Consider the following 17937-nt stretch of genomic DNA (forward strand, 5'->3'; position numbering starts at 1 on the left):
CGTGAAACAAGGGGAAAGACATGCCGGGCAACCTGACATTCGAAACGCTCAAGGAAATGGCCGCGACCGGGGAAATCGACACCGTTCTGGTGGCCCTGGTGGATATGCAGGGCCGCCTGATGGGCAAACGCTTCCACGTGTCGAACTTCATCGAACATTCGGTCGAGGAAACCCATTGCTGCAACTACCTGCTGGCCACCGACCTGGTGATGTCCACGCCCAAGGGGTACAAGGCGACCTCGTGGGAGTCGGGCTATGGCGACTATACGCTGAAGCCTGACCTGTCGACGCTGCGTCTGGTTCCCTGGTTGGAAGGTACCGCGCTGGTGCTGGGCGATCTGGAAGATCACCACACCCATGCCCCCGTCGCCCATTCGCCGCGCGAGATGCTGAAACGCCAGATCGCGCGGCTGAAGGATCTGGGCTTTGACGCCATGATGGCGACCGAGCTGGAGTTCTTCCTGTTCGAGAAAGATTACCGGACCCTGCAGAAGGAAGGCTACCAGGAGCTGGTGCCGCTGTCGGGTCACAACGAAGATTACAACCTGTTCCAGACCACCAAGGAAGAGGGCATGATGCGCCCGCTGCGCAATCATTTGGTCGGTGCCGGCATCCCGGTCGAGAACACCAAGGGCGAGGCCGAGCTGGGCCAGCAGGAGTTGAACATCCGCTACGCCGAAGCGATGGACTGCGCCGACAACCACACGATCGCCAAGCATGCGACCAAGGAAATCGCCTGGGCCAACGGCATCTCGGCCTCGTTCCTGGCGAAATGGGCGTCGGACAAGGTCGGGTCGTCCAGCCACGTGCACATGTCGCTGTGGAAGGGGGCGGAGGCCGCGTTCTTCGACAAGAATGACGAACACGGCATGTCCCCGGTGATGAAGAACTTCTGCGCGGGTCTGATCAAATACGCCCGCGACTACACCTTCTTCCTGGCCCCTTACGTCAACAGCTATAAACGCTTTGCCAAGGGCACCTTTGCGCCGACGAAATCGGTCTGGTCCGTCGACAACCGCACCGCCGCCTTCCGTCTGTGTGGCGAAGGCACCAAGGGCGTGCGCATGGAATGCCGGATCGGCGGGTCGGATCTGAACCCCTACCTGGCACAGGCCGCGCTTCTGGCCGCCGGGATCAAGGGCATCGAAGAGGGGCTGGAACTGGCCCCGCCGACCCGCGGCGATGTCTACGACGCCGAGAACGTCGAAGAAATCCCGACGTCCCTGCGCGAGGCGACCGAGACGCTGAAGAATTCGGCCCTGCTGCGCGAGGCCTTTGGCGATTTCGTCGTGGATCACTATGTCCGCTGCGCCGAATGGGAGCAGGAGGAATACGACCGCATCGTCACCGACTGGGAAATCGAACGCGGGTTCGAACGGGCCTGATATGATCGAACGTATCGACCACCTCGTCCTCACCGTGCGGGACATTGAGGCCTCGGTTGCCTTCTACACCCGCGTGCTGGGGGTCGAGGCCGTGACATTTGCCGGGGGGCGGCGCGCGCTGGCCTTCGGCAATCAGAAGATCAACCTGCAGACCCTGGGCCAGGAACAGCGTAATCACGCCTGTATCGGGTCGGGGGATCTGTGTCTGATCACCAACTGGCCGGTTCAGGACGTGCTTGACCGGCTGGCACAGGAAAACATCGCCGTGGTGGAAGGGCCGGTTGCGAAATCGGGCGCTCTAGGTCCCATCACCTCGGTCTATTTCAATGACCCCGATGGCAATCTGATCGAAGTGAGCCGCTATGACTGACATGTTGCAATGTATCTCTCCGATTGACGGTAGCGTCTTTGCGGAACGCCCTGTCCTGACGCTGGACGAAGGCAAGGCCGCCGCCGCCCGCGCGCGTGACGCGCAGGCCGCCTGGGCCGCGCGCCCCCTGCAGGAGCGGATCGACCTGGTGATGGCCGGTGTCGCCGCCGTCGGCGCGATGAACGACGAAATCGTGCCCGAACTGGCGCATATGATGGGCCGCCCGGTGAAATTCGGCGGTGAATTCGGCGGCTTCAACGAACGCGCCAGCCATATGGCCAAGATCGCCGCCGACAGCCTTGCCGATATCGAGGTGGGCGAGGATGAAACCTTCCGCCGCTATATCCGCCGCGTGCCCTGGGGTGTCGTCTTTGTTGTCGCGCCCTGGAATTATCCCTACATGACCGCCATCAACACGGTCGCCCCGGCGCTGATCGCGGGCAATACCGTGGTGCTGAAACACGCGACCCAGACGCTGCTGGTCGGCGAACGCATGGCAAAGGCTTTCCATTCCGCCGGTGTCCCCGAGGATGTGTTCCAGAACGTCTTCCTGTCGCATGACACGACGAACGAACTGCTCAAGGCGCGCGCCTTCGATTTCGTCAACTTCACCGGATCGGTCGGTGGCGGCCAGGCGATGGAACGCGCGGCGGCGGGCACCTTTGTGCCGGTCTCGACCGAATTGGGCGGCAAGGACCCGGGCTATGTGATGGAGGACGCGGATCTGGACGCGGCGGTCAATACGCTGATGGACGGGGCGCTGTTCAACTCGGGCCAGTGCTGCTGCGGGATCGAACGGATCTACGTGCACGAAAGCCTCTATGACGCCTTTGTGGAAAAGGCCGTCGCCTGGGCGAAAACGTTGAAATTGGGCAATCCGCTGAACGGGGAAACCACCCTGGGCCCCATGGCGCATGTGCGATTTGCACAACTTGTGCGCGACCAGATCGACGCCGCAGTCGCCGCAGGGGCCGTGGCGCATATCCCGACGGACCCGGCCGATGACGGCGGGGCCTATCTGACGCCGCAGGTGCTGACCAATGTGACCCACGACATGGAAGTCATGCGCGAGGAAAGCTTTGGCCCCGTGGTCGGCATCATGAAGGTGTCTTCCGATGACGAGGCCGTGGCGCTGATGAATGACAGCCACTACGGGTTGACCGCGTCGCTCTGGACAGCGGATATCGACCGTGCGGCGGCGATCGGGGACCGGATCGAAACCGGGACCGTCTTCCTCAACCGGGCCGATTACCTGGATCCCGGCTTGTGCTGGACCGGCTGCAAGGATACCGGGCGCGGCGGCGGGCTGTCGGTGATCGGCTATCACAACCTGACCCGTCCGAAATCCTACCACATGAAGAAGGTGACATCATGAGCCTGACCGCCAACTGGTCCTATCCCACGGCCATCCGCTTTGGCGCCGGCCGCATCGCCGAACTGCCCGAGGCCTGCATCGCCGCAGGCATGAAGAACCCCCTGCTGGTGACCGACAAGGGTCTGAAAAGCATGGAGATCACCACCAAGGCGCTGGACATCCTGGACAGTGCCGGCCTGGGGCGTGGCCTTTTTGCCGAGGTCGACCCCAACCCGTCAGAGGTCAACCTGGAGGCCGGGCTGAAGGTCTACCGCGAAGGCGGCCATGACGGTGTCATCGCCTTTGGCGGCGGCTCGGGTCTGGATCTGGGCAAGATGGTCGCCTTCATGGCGGGTCAGTCGCGCCCGGTCTGGGATTTCGAGGATATCGGCGATTGGTGGACCCGCGCCGACCCCGAAGGCATCGCGCCGATCATCGCCGTGCCGACCACCGCCGGCACCGGATCCGAAGTGGGCCGCGCCAGCGTCATCACCAATTCCGAAACCCATGTGAAAAAGATCATCTTCCATCCCAAGGTGCTGCCGACGGTGGTGATCTGCGACCCCGAGCTGACGGTTGGCATGCCCAAGCATATCACCGCCGGCACCGGCCTTGACGCCTTTGCCCATTGCGTCGAGGCGTTTTCCTCGCCGCATTACCACCCGATGAGCCAGGGCATCGCGCTCGAGGGCATGCGCTTGGTCATCGACAACCTGCCGCGCGCCTATGACGACGGCACGGATATCGAGGCGCGGGCGAACATGATGTCCGCCGCCGCCATGGGCGCGACCGCCTTCCAGAAGGGCCTGGGCGCGATCCACGCGATGAGCCACCCGATTGGCGCGGTCTACAACACGCACCACGGCACCACCAACGCGGTCTGCATGCCCGCCGTTCTGGACCTGAACGCGCCGCTGATCCGCGACAGGTTCGACCGGGCCGGGGAATACCTGGGCATTTCCGGCGGCTTCGACGGGTTCCGCAGCTTCGTCGATGATTTCAACGCGCGCTTCCAGATCCCCAAGGGGCTGGGCGAGATGGGCGTTCAGGCTGACCGCATCGACGACCTGGTCGCCATGGCGCTTGAGGATCCGTCCTGCGGCGGCAACCCCGTCGAACTGACGACCGAGAACCTGACGGCGCTGTTCAAAGCGGCGATGTAAGGGGTTTTTGGTTTTCTGATTTCAGGCGGCGCGGGCATGTCCCGCGCCGTTTTTGTTTGCGTTGAGTTTTTCCCGGCCCGGCGGCACGCCGGGCAGCGCCGTCCCGCCCCCCTGGGGCGGCGCTTTTGCGCCCCATGGCTCCGCCCGTGATCAGGCGAAATCGTCCATTGGACGATTTCCGAGAAGCCAGATCACCCCCGCGGGGCGGCGCTGCCCTATGAGAGCAATATCACCGACACCAAGTCATTTTTGCTTCTAAGCATCACTGACATGGCGATTTATCACGCAATTGGACTGGCATGCGCTCACGAAACTGAACTCTCAGGCAAAGAAAAACCGCCCACCCGAGGCTCCGGGCAGGCGGCACAAGAGACACGAAAAACCAGGCCCTTACTTTGGCGCCATACGGATCGCACCATCCAGACGGATGACCTCTCCGTTCATGTATTGCGTCTCGATCAGGAACTTCGCGGCATTGGCGAAATCCGCCGGATCGCCCAGACGCGAGGGGTAGGGGACCTGGTGGCCCAGGCTTTCCTGCACATCCTCGGGCAAAGATGCCAGAAGCGGCGTCTTGAAGATCCCCGGTGCAATCGTGTTCACCCGGATGCCCGACCGCGCAAGTTCCCGCGCCATGGGCAGGGTCATGCCGACGATGCCGCCTTTGGATGCCGAATAGGCCGTCTGGCCGATCTGCCCGTCAAAGGCCGCAACGGATGCGGTGTTGACGATGGCCCCGCGCGCCAGATCCTCGATGGGATCCTTTTCGATCATCTTCGCGGCGGCCAGGCGGGCGACGTTGAACGTGCCGATCAGGTTGACCTTGATCACCGTCTCGAAGTTGGCCAGCGGCATGGGGCCATTCTTGCCAACCATCTTTTCCGGCGGGCCGATGCCGGCGCAGTTCACCACGATGCGCAGCGGGGCCAGGGCGTCGGCGGTGTCGACGGCCTTCTGCACGTCGTCCTCGGATGTGACGTCACCTGCGGCGGCCGCGCCGCCCAGTTCCTGCGCCATGGCCTCGGCGGCGTCAGCGTTCCGGTCCAGCACGGTGACCTTCGCACCGTTTTCAGCCAGCATGCGGGCGACCGCCTGGCCAAGCCCGGATCCGCCACCGGTGACCAGCGCACCATGTCCTTGAATTTTCATCAGCTTTCCTCCCTCTTCGGCGTGATGACATCCACGTCACCCGCCGTGTACAACCTTTCGACCAGATCCGCACGGTGGCGCAGCACCGCACGCTGGTTGACCGAACCCTTGTCCGTCACCTCGCCCTTGTCCAGATCCAGCGGCTGGTCCATCAGAAGAACCGCCGTCACCCGCCCCGAGGAGCCGCCCGCGCTGGCCGCATGGGCCGCCAGCTTCTCGGCCACGGCCTCGTGCACTGCCGGGTGACGGGTCAGCTGATCGGCAGGGGTGTCGGGGGCCAGCAGGGCCAGGCGCGCCATGTCGGGCACCAGCAGCGCGGTCAGCCGTTCACGGTTTTCGCCCGCGATCACCGCGTTCGAGGCCAGCCCGCCCATCTGGTCCACCAGCTTGGCACGCAGGGCCCCGACGGCGACCCAGGTGCCGGTCTGAAGTTTGAAGTTCTCGGCGATGCGGCCGTCGAAGACGAAGCCCTTCCAGGGGTTGCCCTCTTCCGCGAAGCGCAGCGCGTCGCCCAGCATGTAGAATCCTTCGTCGTCAAAGGCCTTGGCGGTCATTTCGGCGTTGCGCCAGTAGCCGGGCGTGACGTTCGGCCCCTTGATCCGCACCTCGAGCTTGCCCTCGGCCGGGACCAGTTTCATGACCACGCCCTGAGAGGGGATGCCCACATTGCCCGGCCCCTCCTGCGGGTCGGTGCAATACAGCGAAAAGGGGGCCGTCTCGGTCGAGCCGAGGCCGGTGGACATCAGCACCTTGTGGCCGACGGTCTGTTCGGCCAGATCCTCGATCCGGGTCCAGGTGTGCTGGGCCAGACCGGCACCGGCGTACATCATGTGCTTGAGATTGCGAAAGAAGCTTTCCCGCAATTGGTCGTCGGTCTCCATCGCGCGGACCAGGGCGTCATAGCCCGCTGGCACGGTCAGGTGCCAGTTGGGAGAGACCTCTCGCAGGTTGCGGATCGTTTCGGCCATGCCGCCCGGCGTCGGCTTGCCGTGATCGATGTAATAGGTGCCGCCGTTATACAGCACCATGTTGAAGACTTTGTTGCCGGCGGCGGTATGGCTCCAGGGCAGCCAGTTGACGACCACGGGCGGCTCGTCCCGCAGGAAGGCGTAGCAATCGGCAACGATTTCCTGATTCGAGGCCAGCATCCGGTTGGTCTGGGTCACCGCCTTGGGCGTGCCGGTGGTGCCAGAGGTGAACAGGAACTTGACCACGCTGTCCGGGCCTGTCGCCGCATGGGCCGCATCCACGTCGCGCGGGGTGGCGGTTGCGTCCGCCCACAGGGTCGTCGGACGGCCCGCCACCTGGCCTTCGGTGGTGAGGACGATGATGTCTTCGGGCAGGGCCTTCAGGATCGCATCCTCAAAGTGGCCAGCCTTTTGCGCAAAGACCGCTCCGGGGGTGATCTGCTGGGCGATGCCGGTCAGCTTGGCATAGTCCGAGGCGACCAGCGAATAGGCCGGGGAAATCGCCGCCGAGGGGATGCCAACATATTGCGCGGCCATGGCAATCACCGCGTGTTCGATGCTGTTCTCCGACAGGATCATCAGCGGCCGTTCCACCGTCAGCCCCTGATCCAGCAGCCATTGCCCGCGTGTCCGCACCTGTGCCGCCAGATCCGCGTAGGTGACCCGCCGCCAATCGTCGCCGTCCCGTTCCGCCATCCATGTGGTGTCGGGCGTCTGCGCGGCCCAATGGTCGATGCGGTCGGTCATACGTGCGGGGTAGTCGGCGATCGGGTCTTCGCGCCAGATCAGCCAGGACCCGTCCGGGCGCTCCTCCCACGCCAGCTGGGGGTCCCACAACTTGGCCTGACGGTAGCCTTCTGCATGTGCCATCCTGGGTCTCCTCCCTCTGCGCCCGAGAATTTCGTTTACAAGGAAACAATTTTCTGGGAAACAATCAATGCGAAAAATGAGGGAAGCCATGTCCGACAGTGAATCCGACAAAGACATCGTCCTTTACGACCTGGATGGAGAGGTCGCGGTCATCACGCTGAACCGGCCCGAGAAACGCAATGCCGTCAGCGACCGGGTGATCAAGGCCCTGGCTGCCGCCGTGGACCGCGCCCAGGAAGAAGCCAAGGCCGCCGTGATCTGCGGCAATGGCAAGCATTTCTGCGCCGGTCTGGACCTGGCGGAACATGTCAAACGCTCTCCGATCGAGGGGGTGCACCATTCGCGCAGCTGGCACGCCGTCTTTGACCGGATCGAAGCGGGCAAGATCCCCTTCTTCAGCGCCCTGCACGGGGCCGTCGTGGGTGGCGGGCTTGAACTGGCGGCGGCGACGCATATTCGGGTGGCTGATGCGACGACCTTCTTCGCGCTGCCCGAAGGCACGCGCGGTATTTTCGTCGGCGGTGGTGCCTCGGTTCGCGTCGGGCGGCTGTGCGGCGTGGCGCGGATGACAGACATGATGCTGACCGGGCGCACCGTCTCGGCCGAGCAGGGGGAGCATTGGAACCTGTGCCAATACGTCGTCGGCGAAGGCGAGGCGAAGGCATTTGCCATCGACCTGGCGCGCAAGGCGGCGCAGAATGCCGAGATGTCGAATTATTCCATCATCCACGCGCTGCCGCGGGTCGGGGACATGTCGCGCGCCGACGGGCTGTTCCTGGAAAGCTTCGTCGCTTCGATGGCCGCCTCCTCTCCGGAAGCCGAGGAGCGCCTGAATGCCTTCCTCAACAAAAGCGCGGCGCGCCTGTCGCATCCCGGCAAGTGAGCCGGGTGCAGCTGGTGGTCGACCGCTCGGACGAGGCCGAGCTGCGGCTGGGCCAACTGGCCGGGTCGCTTGGCTTCCTGTTCCGGGTCGGCCAGCTGGAAGTCTTTGACAATTTCTTCGACCAGCTGGGGAAATCCGGGCTGAAGCCGGGCGAATTCTCGGTCCTCTGGGTGGTGCATCTGAATCCGGGCGTGCGCCAGGGGGCGGTGGCCGAAAAGCTGCGGATCAAGCGGGCGCATATGACCAAGCTGGTGCGCAGCTTCGAAGAAGACGGGCTGATCGAACGCACAATCCCCGAAGGAGACCGCCGTGGGATCGAGCTGAGGCTGACCCGATCCGGCAGCGCTTTTGTCGAGGATCACGCGCAGGAGTTCTTTGACTACGCGCAAAGCGAAACCGACCGGCTTAGCCCCGATGAGGCGGCGCAACTGATTGCCCTGCTACAGAAATTCACCGGGCTGACCCCCGGTTCGTGACGTATGCGCCACGGCGCAGAGGAGGAGAGACATGAATTTTGACGAGTTGATCGCCATCGACATCCACACCCATGCAGAGGAACCCTGCAACCACGGGCGGGACGACGGCTATAACGAATTTCAGGCCGGCATGGCCAAGTATTTCCGCAACCCCGCCGGGGCCGAGGGCATGCTGCCGACCGTGCCACAGACCGCCGAGTATTTCCGTGAACGCAAGATCGGCGCGGTGATCTTCCCCGTGGATGCGGAACGCGAGACGGGGTTCAAACGCTACAGCAACGAAGAAGTCGCCCAGCTCTGTGCCGAGAATGACGACATCCTGATCCCCTTCGCCTCGATCGACCCGCACAAGGGCAAGGCGGGGGTGCGCGAAGTGCGGCGTCTGGTTCGCGATTTCGGCGTGCGCGGGTTCAAGTTCCACCCCACGATGCAGGGCTTCTGGCCGAACGATCACAAGATCGCCTATGAAATGTATCAGGCGATCGAGGAAGAGGGCGCGATTGCCCTATTCCACACCGGGCAGACCGGCGTGGGATCGGGGATGCGCGGCGGCATGGGGATGCGGCTGAAGTATTCGAACCCGGTGCACGTCGATGACGTGGCCGTGGATTTCCCCGACATGAAGATCATCCTGGCGCATCCATCCTTCCCCTGGACCGAGGAAGGCCTGATGGTCGCGACCCACAAGCCGAACGTCTATATCGACATGTCCGGCTGGTCACCCAAGTACTTCCCCGAGATCTTCATCAAGTATGCCAACACGATCCTGAAGAAGAAGATGCTGTTCGGGTCCGATTGGCCCGCGATCACGCCCGACCGCTGGCTGAAGGATTTCGAAGAGATCCCGATCAAGGACGAGGTGCGCCCGCTGATCCTGAAGGAAAACGCCATGCGTCTGCTGGGCGCGGCCTGAGGGATCTGCGCAGCCCGGCCGGTGGATGCGCTGTATCCGTCTGGTCAAGGAATTCGTGAAGGTGGCATAAGATCCGTGAACTTTGCGGATTTGACTGAAACTGCACGTGTAGAACCCCCTGTCGCCCTCGGGCGGCGGGGGTTTGTCTTTTCTGATTTTCTTTTTGCGCGTTAATCGGATGGAAAGGTTCCGGGGCTTTAATCTTTGTTACCGGGACTAGGCCCGGCAGACATTCGGAACAGCACCATGATGCAAACGGAAAGTGCCATGCCACCGGCAGAGGTGGCCCGCGTGAGCCAGGTCGCGCTGTCCCCGACGCAGAAGCAAATCGTGGACAAGATGCTGGCCAGGACCGACACGACCAGTCGCCCTGCGGCCACAAGTTCAGAGGAAACAACAGGCGCGACGGTGGTCAAACTGCCGCTGCGCGACACGGGCCAGGCCCAGGGGCAAAGCGCCCCGCGTGACACGGCCCGCGTGAACCGCCACGCGCCGGGGTGGCCTGACAGCCCGCAGGTTCAGACGCTGGCTTCGATCGTGGCCGAGGTGCTGGCGGATACCGACGACATCCCGCCGGAAGAGGATTTCACCACGATGCTCTTGCAGAAGCTGGAAGAAGCGGGGCTCGATACCTCGCGGCCGATCGTGGATTTCTACGCCTGACGACCAGGGGCCAGGGCGCGGTCCATGCCCCCGGAGCGATCCGGGGACAGGCCTTTGTTGTCGTGGGCTGGCGTCAGGATACAGCAAACACCAGGCGGCCGCGCACCTTGCCGTCGATCAGGTCGGCGGCCAGCTGGTCGACGTTGCGAATGTCGGCCTCTTGGGTGATCTCGGCCAGTTTCGCGCGGTCCAGATGCTTGTCCAGCAGGGCATAGGCGGCTTCGCGACGGGCCTTGGGGGCCATGACGCTGTCGACCCCGGCCAGGGTCACGCCGCGCAGGATAAAGGGCATCACGGTCGCGGGCAGGTCAAAGCCCTGCGCCAGGCCACAGGCGGCGACGGTGCCGTCGTATTTGACCTGCGACAGCACGTTGGCCAGCGTGGTGGAGCCGACGGAATCGACCGCACCGGCGTATAGTTCTTTGTCCAGGGGACGGCCCTTGCCGGAAAGGGTGTTGCGATCGACGATCTCACTTGCGCCCAGGCCGCGCAGATAGGGTTCTTCTTCGGCACGCCCGGTCGAGGCGGCGACGGTGAAGCCCATCGACGACAGCAGCGAAATGGCAAAGGAGCCCACGCCGCCGGATGCGCCGGTGACCAGTACCGTGCCGCTTTCCGGGGTCAGGCCCGCATCCAGCAGGCGCTGCACGCAAAGCGCTGCGGTATAGCCGCCGGTGCCGATGGCCATGCATTCCGCACCGGACAGGCCGGCGGGCTTTTTCAGCAGCCAGTCGGACTTCATCCGGGCATAGGTCGCATAGCCGCCCCAGTGCACCTCTCCGACGCCCCAGCCGTTCATGATGACCTCATCCCCGACGGCGTAGTCGGGGCTGTCCGAGGCCACGACCTCTCCGGCGATGTCGATGCCGGGGACCATGGGAAAGCGACGAACCACGGGGCTTTTGCCGGTGATGGCCAGCGCATCTTTGTAGTTCATCGTCGTGTGGCGCACGCGGATGGTCACATCCCCTTCGGGCAGGTCATCGGTGCTGACCTGGGTCCAGCCGCCAGACTGCTGTTTGGTTTCCTCATCGCGGGTGATGACGTAGGCGTCGAATGTCTCGGACATGATATCTCCTCTTCCTTGTGGAATCGTTAGCGCGATCCCCGTGGCAGGTCGAGTCGATGATCCGGACGCCTGATCGGTCAGCTATTCGGGGGCGAAGGCCGTGGCCTTGGCCGCAAGGGCGATGAACTGGTCGTATTCCTGCGCGGTCAGGCCGGGCAGGATGCGGGCTTGCAGCGCCTCGACCACTGGGGTCATCGCCGCCACCAGCGCCGCGCCCTCATCCGTCAACGTCAGTTCCCGCGCACGCTTGTCGCGGCGGCTGACCTGGCGGGCGATCAGACCCTTCTGTTCCAGCCGGTCGATCACCGACCCCACGGTGGCGCGGTCCTTGGCGATGGCCTCGGCCAGGCGGGCCTGATCGATGCCGTTGTTTTCCCGCAAGGCATCCAGCGCAACGAATTGCACCGGGGTCAGATCGAATCCCGCGGCCCGGGTTTCTTCGGTGAAGACCCGCGTGGACAGCTGGTGAAGCCGCCGGATCAGGTGGCCGGGCAGGGCAGAGCTGCGGGTTTTGATCGGGGTATCGTTCATCGTGCTCAGGGGTTTAGCAGATGATGATATCTAGGCATATCATTTTTCTTGACCGGGCGGGGTGCTGTTATTTAGTAAGTGTACATATCAAATAGGAGGATCCCCCATGCAGTACCACCTGAACGGTTTCAAGCCCGGCGATCCGACCCTTCACGATGCCGCTCCAGGGCGCAGCCTGGATGCGCCGATGCCTGCCGAACTGGACGTGCTGATCGTGGGGTGCGGACCCGCAGGGCTGACCCTGGCGGCGCAGCTGGCGGGGTTTTCGGACATCACGACCCGTATCGTCGAACGCAAGCCCGGCCCGATCGAGCGGGGGCAGGCCGACGGGATCTCCTGCCGGTCGATGGAGATGTTCAACGCCTTCGGTTTCGCCCACACGATCCTGGCGCAAGGCCATGATGTGCGGGAAACGACCTTCTGGAAGACCGGCGATCAGAAGCTGGAACGCATCGGCCGCGTCCAGGATGTTCAGGACGGGCTGTCCGAGATGCCGCACATGATCATGAACCAGGCCCGCGTGCATGACATGTACCTGGAGATCATGCGCAAATCGCCCTCGCGTCTGGTGCCGGACTACGGGACCGAGATCGCGGACCTGACCGTGGACGACACCGGCGACCACCCCGTCCGCGTCACCCTGCGCCATGTCGACACGCGCGAGGAACAGCAGATCCGCGCCCGCTATGTCGTGGGCTGCGACGGGGCGCGCAGCACCGTGCGCAAGGCGATCGGGCGAGAGCTGGTCGGCGACAGCGCCAACAAGGCCTGGGGGGTGATGGACGTGCTCTGCACCACCGATTTTCCCGACATCCGCAACAAGACGCTGATCCAGTCGGTGACCCAGGGCAACCTGCTGATCATCCCGCGCGAGGGCGGCTACCTGGTGCGCTTCTACATCGAGATGGACAAGCTGGCCGAAGGCGAACGTGTCGCTGGCCGCAACATCCAGGTCGAAGAGCTGATCGCCGCCGCACAGCGCATTTTTGCGCCCTATGTACTTGATGTGAAAGACGTGGTCTGGTGGTCGGTCTATGAGATCGGCCAACGGCTGACAGATGCTTTCGATGACGCCCGCGACGGCGCGCAGCCGCGTGTTTTTATCGCCGGCGACGCCTGTCACACCCATTCGCCCAAGGCCGGGCAGGGGATGAATGTCTCGATGGGGGATGCCTTCAACCTGGGCTGGAAACTGGTCAGTGTGCTGACCGGGCGCGCCGCACCTGAGCTTCTGAAAAGCTATTCGCAGGAACGTCAGGCGGTGGCGCAGGACCTAATCGACTTTGACCGGGAATGGTCGCGGATCATGTCCGAACGCCCCTCGGGAGAGGAAGGCGAGACGCCCAAATTCCAGAAGTATTTCATCGAGCACGGCCGCTATACGGCAGGCATGTCAGTCACTTATCCGCCCTCGGCCCTGACCGGCGATGCCAGGCATCAGGCACTGGCCCCGGGGTTCGAGATCGGCACGCGGTTCCATTCCGCCCCGGTCATCCGGCTGGCCGATGCCAAGCCGCTGCACCTGGGCCACGTGGTCCAGGCCGACGCGCGTTGGCGGGTCTTTGCCTTTGCCGGGGCGGGCGATCGCGGCGGTCCGGATGGTGGCATCGCCCGGCTTTGCGCGGCACTCGGGGCCCCGGGGTCCTGTCTGACCCGCAGCCTGCGCGCGGGCGAGGATATTGATCGTCTCATCGATCTGCGCGCGGTGTTTCAGCCAGGTTTCCGGGATCTGGCGCTGGAAGAGATGCCCGCGCTTCTGACCCCGGCCAAGGGGCGGTTCGGCCTGAAAGACTACGAAAAGATCTTCTGCGCGGATCCCGCGGCGGACATCTTTGACATGCGCGGCATCGACCGGAAGGTCGGTGCGCTGGTCGTGGTGCGACCCGACCAATATGTTGCGAATGTGCTGCCACTGGATGCGGTCGAGGATCTGAACCGCTTTTTCCAAGGGGTATTTCTGTCCGCTTGATCTTGCAAAGGTTGCAAAATCGTCAGTCGGTTTCTGCCAGAAGCTTTGCAAGGCCGGCCTCAAGCTGGGCGAAGGCGGGGCCAAGCCGCTCCTCGATCTGGGCCTGATGGGCGCGGGCCATGGGCAGAATCCGCGCCATCAAGGCGTGGCCCTCCGGGGTAAGGGCCAGGATCACCAGGCGGCGGTCTTCGGGGTTTTCACGACGCTCGATCAGCCCGGCCTCGCGCAGGCGTTTTGCCGCGCGCGACACTTCGTATTTCTCCATGGCGACACGGGCTTCGATATCCCGGACCGAGACTTTGCCTGAATGCGCCAGATGCACCATCACCCGCCACTCGGGGATCGTGATGCCGAAGCGGTCGCGATACTGGCGGGCCAGTTCGTCGCTGGTGCGTTTGGCGGCCACCGCCAGCCGATAGGGCGTAAAGGCGAACAAATCGAACTCGGGCAGCGGCGGCAGGTCGGTTGAGGGCGTGTCGGTCATGGGGTCCGGGGCTGTCTGAAACATCTTCTCGGGGCAGGGCCCAGGGTTGGGCCCAAGGGTGGCAGGAACATCATTGCAGGTGCAATGGCTATTTGCGCTATTGGGGCAATTCGACCCGGGTGCCGATCAGCCTTGGCCTTGGTTGGCGTTGACCTTGTCGGGGCGGTCGGGGTCGGGTTCGAAATCCTCAATCACAACGTGGTCGGGGGGTAGGACCCAAGACGAAGGCACTGCTGCCGGACCGTTCGATCGGATTAAGAGGGTGCGCGCACGCGGTTTTCATCCTGTAGTAATAGCGCAGGGCGGCGAAGTCGGGCTTCTGGCTCTCTGGGCAAGCGGTAAAACAGGTGAGACTGCGTTAGCCGTGCCCTTCCCGAAATCGGTCGTTGTGCCGTTTCCAATTGCGGTCGGAAGTCGCCGTCGTCGGCGAAAATGAATGTGTCCGGTGAAGGGTTGGAGCCTGTACTTCATCCATTTTCCTCGTTTCTGGGATGTCCCATTTTCAACATTATAACCGTCGCTCGAGGTTTCTGCCGGATCTTACGGTACAGGGGGCGGGGTGCGCGACGATGAGGCGGTGATACCTGAATTGCTATCATTCAATTTGAATATAGTATTTTATTTGCGATCATTGGAGGAGTAGCACAACCGGATAGCCGTTGATGAAGGAGGAGACGATGGCCGGTTCCGTGCACAGAAATATTCCGGACAGCTATGGGTCCAATGCCTACCGGGTAGATCCCGCCATGGCCGCGCTGCTGTCGGTCTACCTGACAGATGATGCCCTGTCTCTTGCCGCTCCGCAACTGGATCGACTTGGCGCGCTGGTCGGGTCCGACCTTGAAAAGCTCGCTCTCTCGGCTGACAAGAACCCGCCGACCCTGGCGATCCGGTCGCGCAACGGGGCCTCGGATGAGAAGATCACCAAGCACCCCGACTTCCAGGAGCTTGAGCGCTACGCCTTTTCCGAATTCGGCCTGGCCGCCATGTCGCATCGCGGCGGCGTCTTCGGGTCGGCCGACAAGCTTCCTCCGCTGGTGAAATACGCGCTGGTCTATCTTTTCGTCCAGGCCGAGTTCGGGCTGATGTGCCCGCTGTCGATGACCGACAGCCTGACGCGCACGCTGGTGAAATTCGGCGATCCCGACCTGGTGGCGCGCTATTTCGATCAGCTGACCAGCCAGGACATGGACGACCTGTTCCAGGGCGCGATGTTCATGACCGAACAGGCCGCAGGGTCGGACGTGGGTGCAATCGACACGACCGCCGAACTGGTTGACGGCGACTGGAAACTTCATGGCGACAAGTGGTTCTGTTCGAACCCCGACGCCGCGCTTGCGATGGTCCTGGCCCGCCCCGAAGGGGGCGATACGGGCACCAAGGGCCTTTCGCTGTTCCTGCTGCCGCGCATCCTCCCGGATGGCAGCAGGAACGCTTATTCGATCCTGCGTCTCAAGGACAAGATGGGCACCAAGTCCATGGCCAGCGGTGAGATTTCGCTGAACGGGGCCACCGCCTACCTGGTCGGTGAACCGGGGCAGGGCTTCAAGCAGATGACCGACATGATCAACATGTCCCGCCTGGCCAATGGCGTGCGCAGCGCCGGCATGATGCGCCGGTCGGTGAACGAGGCGATGTTCATTGCCCGCAACCGCACCGCCTTTGGCAGCCGCCTTGCGGATCTGCCGCTGATGAAGGTGCAGCTGGCCAAGATGCTGACCACCGCCGAACAGGGGCGCAGCATGGTCTTCCACGCGGCCCGGGCGCTGCAGGCGGCCGATGCGGGCGACGCGCGCATGGCCAAGGTCCTGCGCATCCTGACGCCGCTGATCAAGTTCCGCACCTGCCGCGATGCCCGCAAGGTCGCCGGCGACGCGATGGAGGTGCGCGGCGGCTGCGGCTATATCGAGGAATGGTCCGACGCCCGGGTGCTGCGCGACAGCCACCTTGGGTCGATCTGGGAAGGCACGTCGAACATTGTTGCCCTGGACGTGGCCCGCGCCGCCCGGCGCGAAGGCGCGCTGGATGCGCTGTCGGACTACGTGCGCGACATCGCTGGCGAGGCGATCACGCAAGGGATCGACGAGACCCGCCCCGCGCTGGAAGCCTTTGAACGCGCTGCCAAGCTGCTAAGCGAGGTCGCCGCCGACCGCGCCCGCGAAGGTGACACCCGTCAGGCGGTCACCGGCGTCTACAACGCGACCTCGGCCGTTGTCATGTGCTGGGAAGCCGGGCAATTGCGCCAGGCCGGGCACAACGCGGCCTCGGACCGGGCGTCGCTGGCCAGCGCCGTCGTGGCGCACAAGCTGACGGCCCGCGATCCGCTGGCCTCGGTCTCGGCAGATCAGGCGGCGGCGGACGCCCTGCTTGACCGCGCCTTTGACGATCAGGGCGCACCGATCCTGAAGGTGGCTGCGGAATGACCACGGCACAAGAACAGACCCCCGGCAGCCAGGGCGCGCTGACCGGGTTGAAGGTGATCGACCTCAGCCGCGTTCTGGGCGGGCCCTTCGCGGGCCAGATCCTGGGCGATCACGGCGCTGACGTCATCAAGGTCGAACCCCCCGCAGGAGACGAGACCCGGGCCTGGGGCCCGCCCTTCCGGGACGAAACGGCGTCGTATTTCCTTGGCCTCAACCGCAACAAGCGCGGCATCGCGCTGGATCTGCGGCGGGACGAAGGCCGGGACGCGCTGCTGCGGCTGCTCGACGGGGCGGACGTTCTGCTGGAAAACTTCAAGACCGGCACGATGGAGAAATGGGGTCTGGGCTACGACGTGCTGTCGCAGAAGTTCCCCGGGCTGATCCATTGCCGTGTCACCGGTTTCGGCGCGGATGGCCCCATGGGCGGCATGCCCGGCTATGACGCCATCCTCCAGGCCATGGGCGGCATCATGAGCGTCAACGGCACGCCTGACAGCGGCCCGACCCGGGTCGGGCTGCCGGTTGTCGACATGGTCACCGGTCTGAACGCGGTGCTGGCGATCACCATGGCGCTGCATCACCGGCACGCCACGGGGCAGGGGCAGTTCGTCGAAGCCGCCCTCTTCGATTCCGCAATTTCGCTGTTGCATCCCCATGCGGCGAATTATGCCCTTTCGGGGCGGGTGCCTGCCTTGACGGGCAACGATCACCCGAATATCTCGCCTTACTCAACCTTCCGGACGGCAACGCGAGACGTCTACTTCGCCGTCGGAAATGATCGTCAATTCAGCAAGTTGTGTTCCGAGATCGGGGCCGAAGACCTGCCCCTTGATCCGCGCTTTTCCACCAACGGGAAGCGCGTGGAAAATCGTGTTGCCTTGACCCAGGCGCTAGAGGCCGCGCTGGCCGAAACCGACGGGGCAGAGCTGGCCGACAGGCTGATCCGCGCCGGGGTTCCGGCAGGTCCGGTGCTGAACGTCGAAGAGGCCCTGGCCCATCCGCACACCCACCACCGGGAGATGCGGGTCGAGATTGACGAATACCAGGGGCTCGGTGCTCCGGCCAAGTTGTCGGGCACTGCTGCCACCTTCCGTCGCAAGCCACCGGGCTTCGCCGAACACACCGAGGAGGTGTTGCGCGAGGCCGGCTACGACGAAGAGGACATCCGGGCGCTGCGCGATTTGGGCGTGGCCCCGACCAAACCGTCGGCCTGACCATGGCCGGCTGAACCAGGAAGGCGCCCCATCCGGTGCGTCAAAGGGAGGAA

At 63.9% G+C, this 17937-nt stretch carries 16 protein-coding genes; 11 read left to right on the forward strand and 5 right to left on the reverse strand.

Features of this window, described 5'->3' with window-relative positions; all coding sequences use genetic code 11:
- Positions 1-20 precede the first annotated feature (20 nt).
- From BMX99_RS10060 to BMX99_RS10075, 4 genes are read left to right on the forward strand one after another with little or no spacing between them, the layout of a single operon-like run.
- Positions 21-1385 (forward strand): glutamine synthetase family protein, encoded by a 1365-nt coding sequence (locus BMX99_RS10060; protein WP_093450778.1) that lies wholly within the window; start codon positions 21-23, stop codon positions 1383-1385.
- 1 nt (position 1386) lies between these two features.
- Positions 1387-1755, forward strand: a complete 369-nt coding sequence (locus BMX99_RS10065) for a VOC family protein (RefSeq protein ID WP_093450781.1) — start codon at positions 1387-1389, stop codon at positions 1753-1755.
- Positions 1748-3130: an aldehyde dehydrogenase family protein gene (locus tag BMX99_RS10070; protein WP_093450783.1), complete on the forward strand. Its 1383-nt coding sequence runs from the start codon at positions 1748-1750 to the stop codon at positions 3128-3130. The genes BMX99_RS10065 and BMX99_RS10070 overlap by 8 nt, the downstream gene beginning before the upstream one ends.
- Positions 3127-4272: an iron-containing alcohol dehydrogenase gene (locus BMX99_RS10075; protein ID WP_093450785.1), complete on the forward strand. Its 1146-nt coding sequence runs from the start codon at positions 3127-3129 to the stop codon at positions 4270-4272. Before BMX99_RS10070 ends, BMX99_RS10075 begins: the two co-directional genes overlap by 4 nt.
- A 390-nt stretch (positions 4273-4662) precedes the next feature.
- On the opposite strand, the gene BMX99_RS10080 is transcribed toward BMX99_RS10075, so the two are convergent.
- Both BMX99_RS10080 and BMX99_RS10085 read right to left on the reverse strand, forming a co-directional pair.
- Positions 4663-5421, reverse strand: a complete 759-nt coding sequence (locus tag BMX99_RS10080; RefSeq protein WP_093450788.1) for an SDR family NAD(P)-dependent oxidoreductase — start codon at positions 5419-5421, stop codon at positions 4663-4665.
- Positions 5421-7259: a feruloyl-CoA synthase gene (locus tag BMX99_RS10085; protein ID WP_093450790.1), complete on the reverse strand. Its 1839-nt coding sequence runs from the start codon at positions 7257-7259 to the stop codon at positions 5421-5423. Before BMX99_RS10085 ends, BMX99_RS10080 begins: the two co-directional genes overlap by 1 nt.
- An 88-nt stretch (positions 7260-7347) precedes the next feature.
- Between BMX99_RS10085 and BMX99_RS10090 the strand changes: the two genes are divergently transcribed.
- From BMX99_RS10090 to BMX99_RS10105, 4 genes are all read left to right on the forward strand, one after another.
- Entirely contained in the window at positions 7348-8142 is a 795-nt protein-coding gene (locus tag BMX99_RS10090; RefSeq protein WP_093450793.1) for a crotonase/enoyl-CoA hydratase family protein, read from the forward strand.
- The gene (locus tag BMX99_RS10095) at positions 8139-8618 is read left to right on the forward strand and encodes a MarR family winged helix-turn-helix transcriptional regulator (protein WP_093450796.1); all 480 of its coding nucleotides are present in this window, start codon (positions 8139-8141) and stop codon (positions 8616-8618) included. The genes BMX99_RS10090 and BMX99_RS10095 overlap by 4 nt, the downstream gene beginning before the upstream one ends.
- Before the next feature lie 31 nt (positions 8619-8649).
- Positions 8650-9531, forward strand: a complete 882-nt coding sequence (locus BMX99_RS10100; RefSeq protein ID WP_093450799.1) for an amidohydrolase family protein — start codon at positions 8650-8652, stop codon at positions 9529-9531.
- Positions 9532-9798: 267 nt separating this feature from the next.
- The gene (locus BMX99_RS10105) at positions 9799-10194 is read left to right on the forward strand and encodes a hypothetical protein (RefSeq protein ID WP_093450802.1); all 396 of its coding nucleotides are present in this window, start codon (positions 9799-9801) and stop codon (positions 10192-10194) included.
- A gap of 73 nt (positions 10195-10267) precedes the next feature.
- Here the strand turns inward: BMX99_RS10105 and acuI are convergent, their stop codons facing one another.
- Both acuI and BMX99_RS10115 read right to left on the reverse strand, forming a co-directional pair.
- Positions 10268-11263 carry an acrylyl-CoA reductase (NADPH) gene (acuI, locus tag BMX99_RS10110; RefSeq protein ID WP_093450805.1) on the reverse strand — a complete coding sequence of 332 codons (996 nt, stop codon included), beginning with the start codon at positions 11261-11263 and terminating at the stop codon, positions 10268-10270.
- A gap of 81 nt (positions 11264-11344) precedes the next feature.
- Positions 11345-11794: a MarR family winged helix-turn-helix transcriptional regulator gene (locus BMX99_RS10115; RefSeq protein ID WP_093450808.1), complete on the reverse strand. Its 450-nt coding sequence runs from the start codon at positions 11792-11794 to the stop codon at positions 11345-11347.
- Positions 11795-11900: 106 nt separating this feature from the next.
- Between BMX99_RS10115 and BMX99_RS10120 the strand changes: the two genes are divergently transcribed.
- Entirely contained in the window at positions 11901-13763 is a 1863-nt protein-coding gene (locus BMX99_RS10120) for an FAD-dependent monooxygenase (RefSeq protein ID WP_093450811.1), read from the forward strand.
- A 22-nt stretch (positions 13764-13785) separates the two neighbouring features.
- On the opposite strand, the gene BMX99_RS10125 is transcribed toward BMX99_RS10120, so the two are convergent.
- A complete protein-coding gene (locus BMX99_RS10125; protein ID WP_244525513.1) occupies positions 13786-14271 on the reverse strand; it encodes a MarR family winged helix-turn-helix transcriptional regulator in 486 nt (161 codons plus the stop codon).
- 653 nt (positions 14272-14924) lie between these two features.
- Between BMX99_RS10125 and BMX99_RS10130 the strand changes: the two genes are divergently transcribed.
- Together BMX99_RS10130 and BMX99_RS10135 are read left to right on the forward strand one after the other, a co-directional pair.
- Entirely contained in the window at positions 14925-16670 is a 1746-nt protein-coding gene (locus BMX99_RS10130; protein WP_093451327.1) for an acyl-CoA dehydrogenase family protein, read from the forward strand.
- Entirely contained in the window at positions 16667-17884 is a 1218-nt protein-coding gene (locus BMX99_RS10135; protein ID WP_093450815.1) for a CaiB/BaiF CoA transferase family protein, read from the forward strand. Before BMX99_RS10130 ends, BMX99_RS10135 begins: the two co-directional genes overlap by 4 nt.
- Positions 17885-17937 lie beyond the last annotated feature (53 nt).

Source organism: Pseudooceanicola nitratireducens (assembly GCF_900109195.1).
Classification (GTDB): domain Bacteria; phylum Pseudomonadota; class Alphaproteobacteria; order Rhodobacterales; family Rhodobacteraceae; genus Pseudooceanicola; species Pseudooceanicola nitratireducens.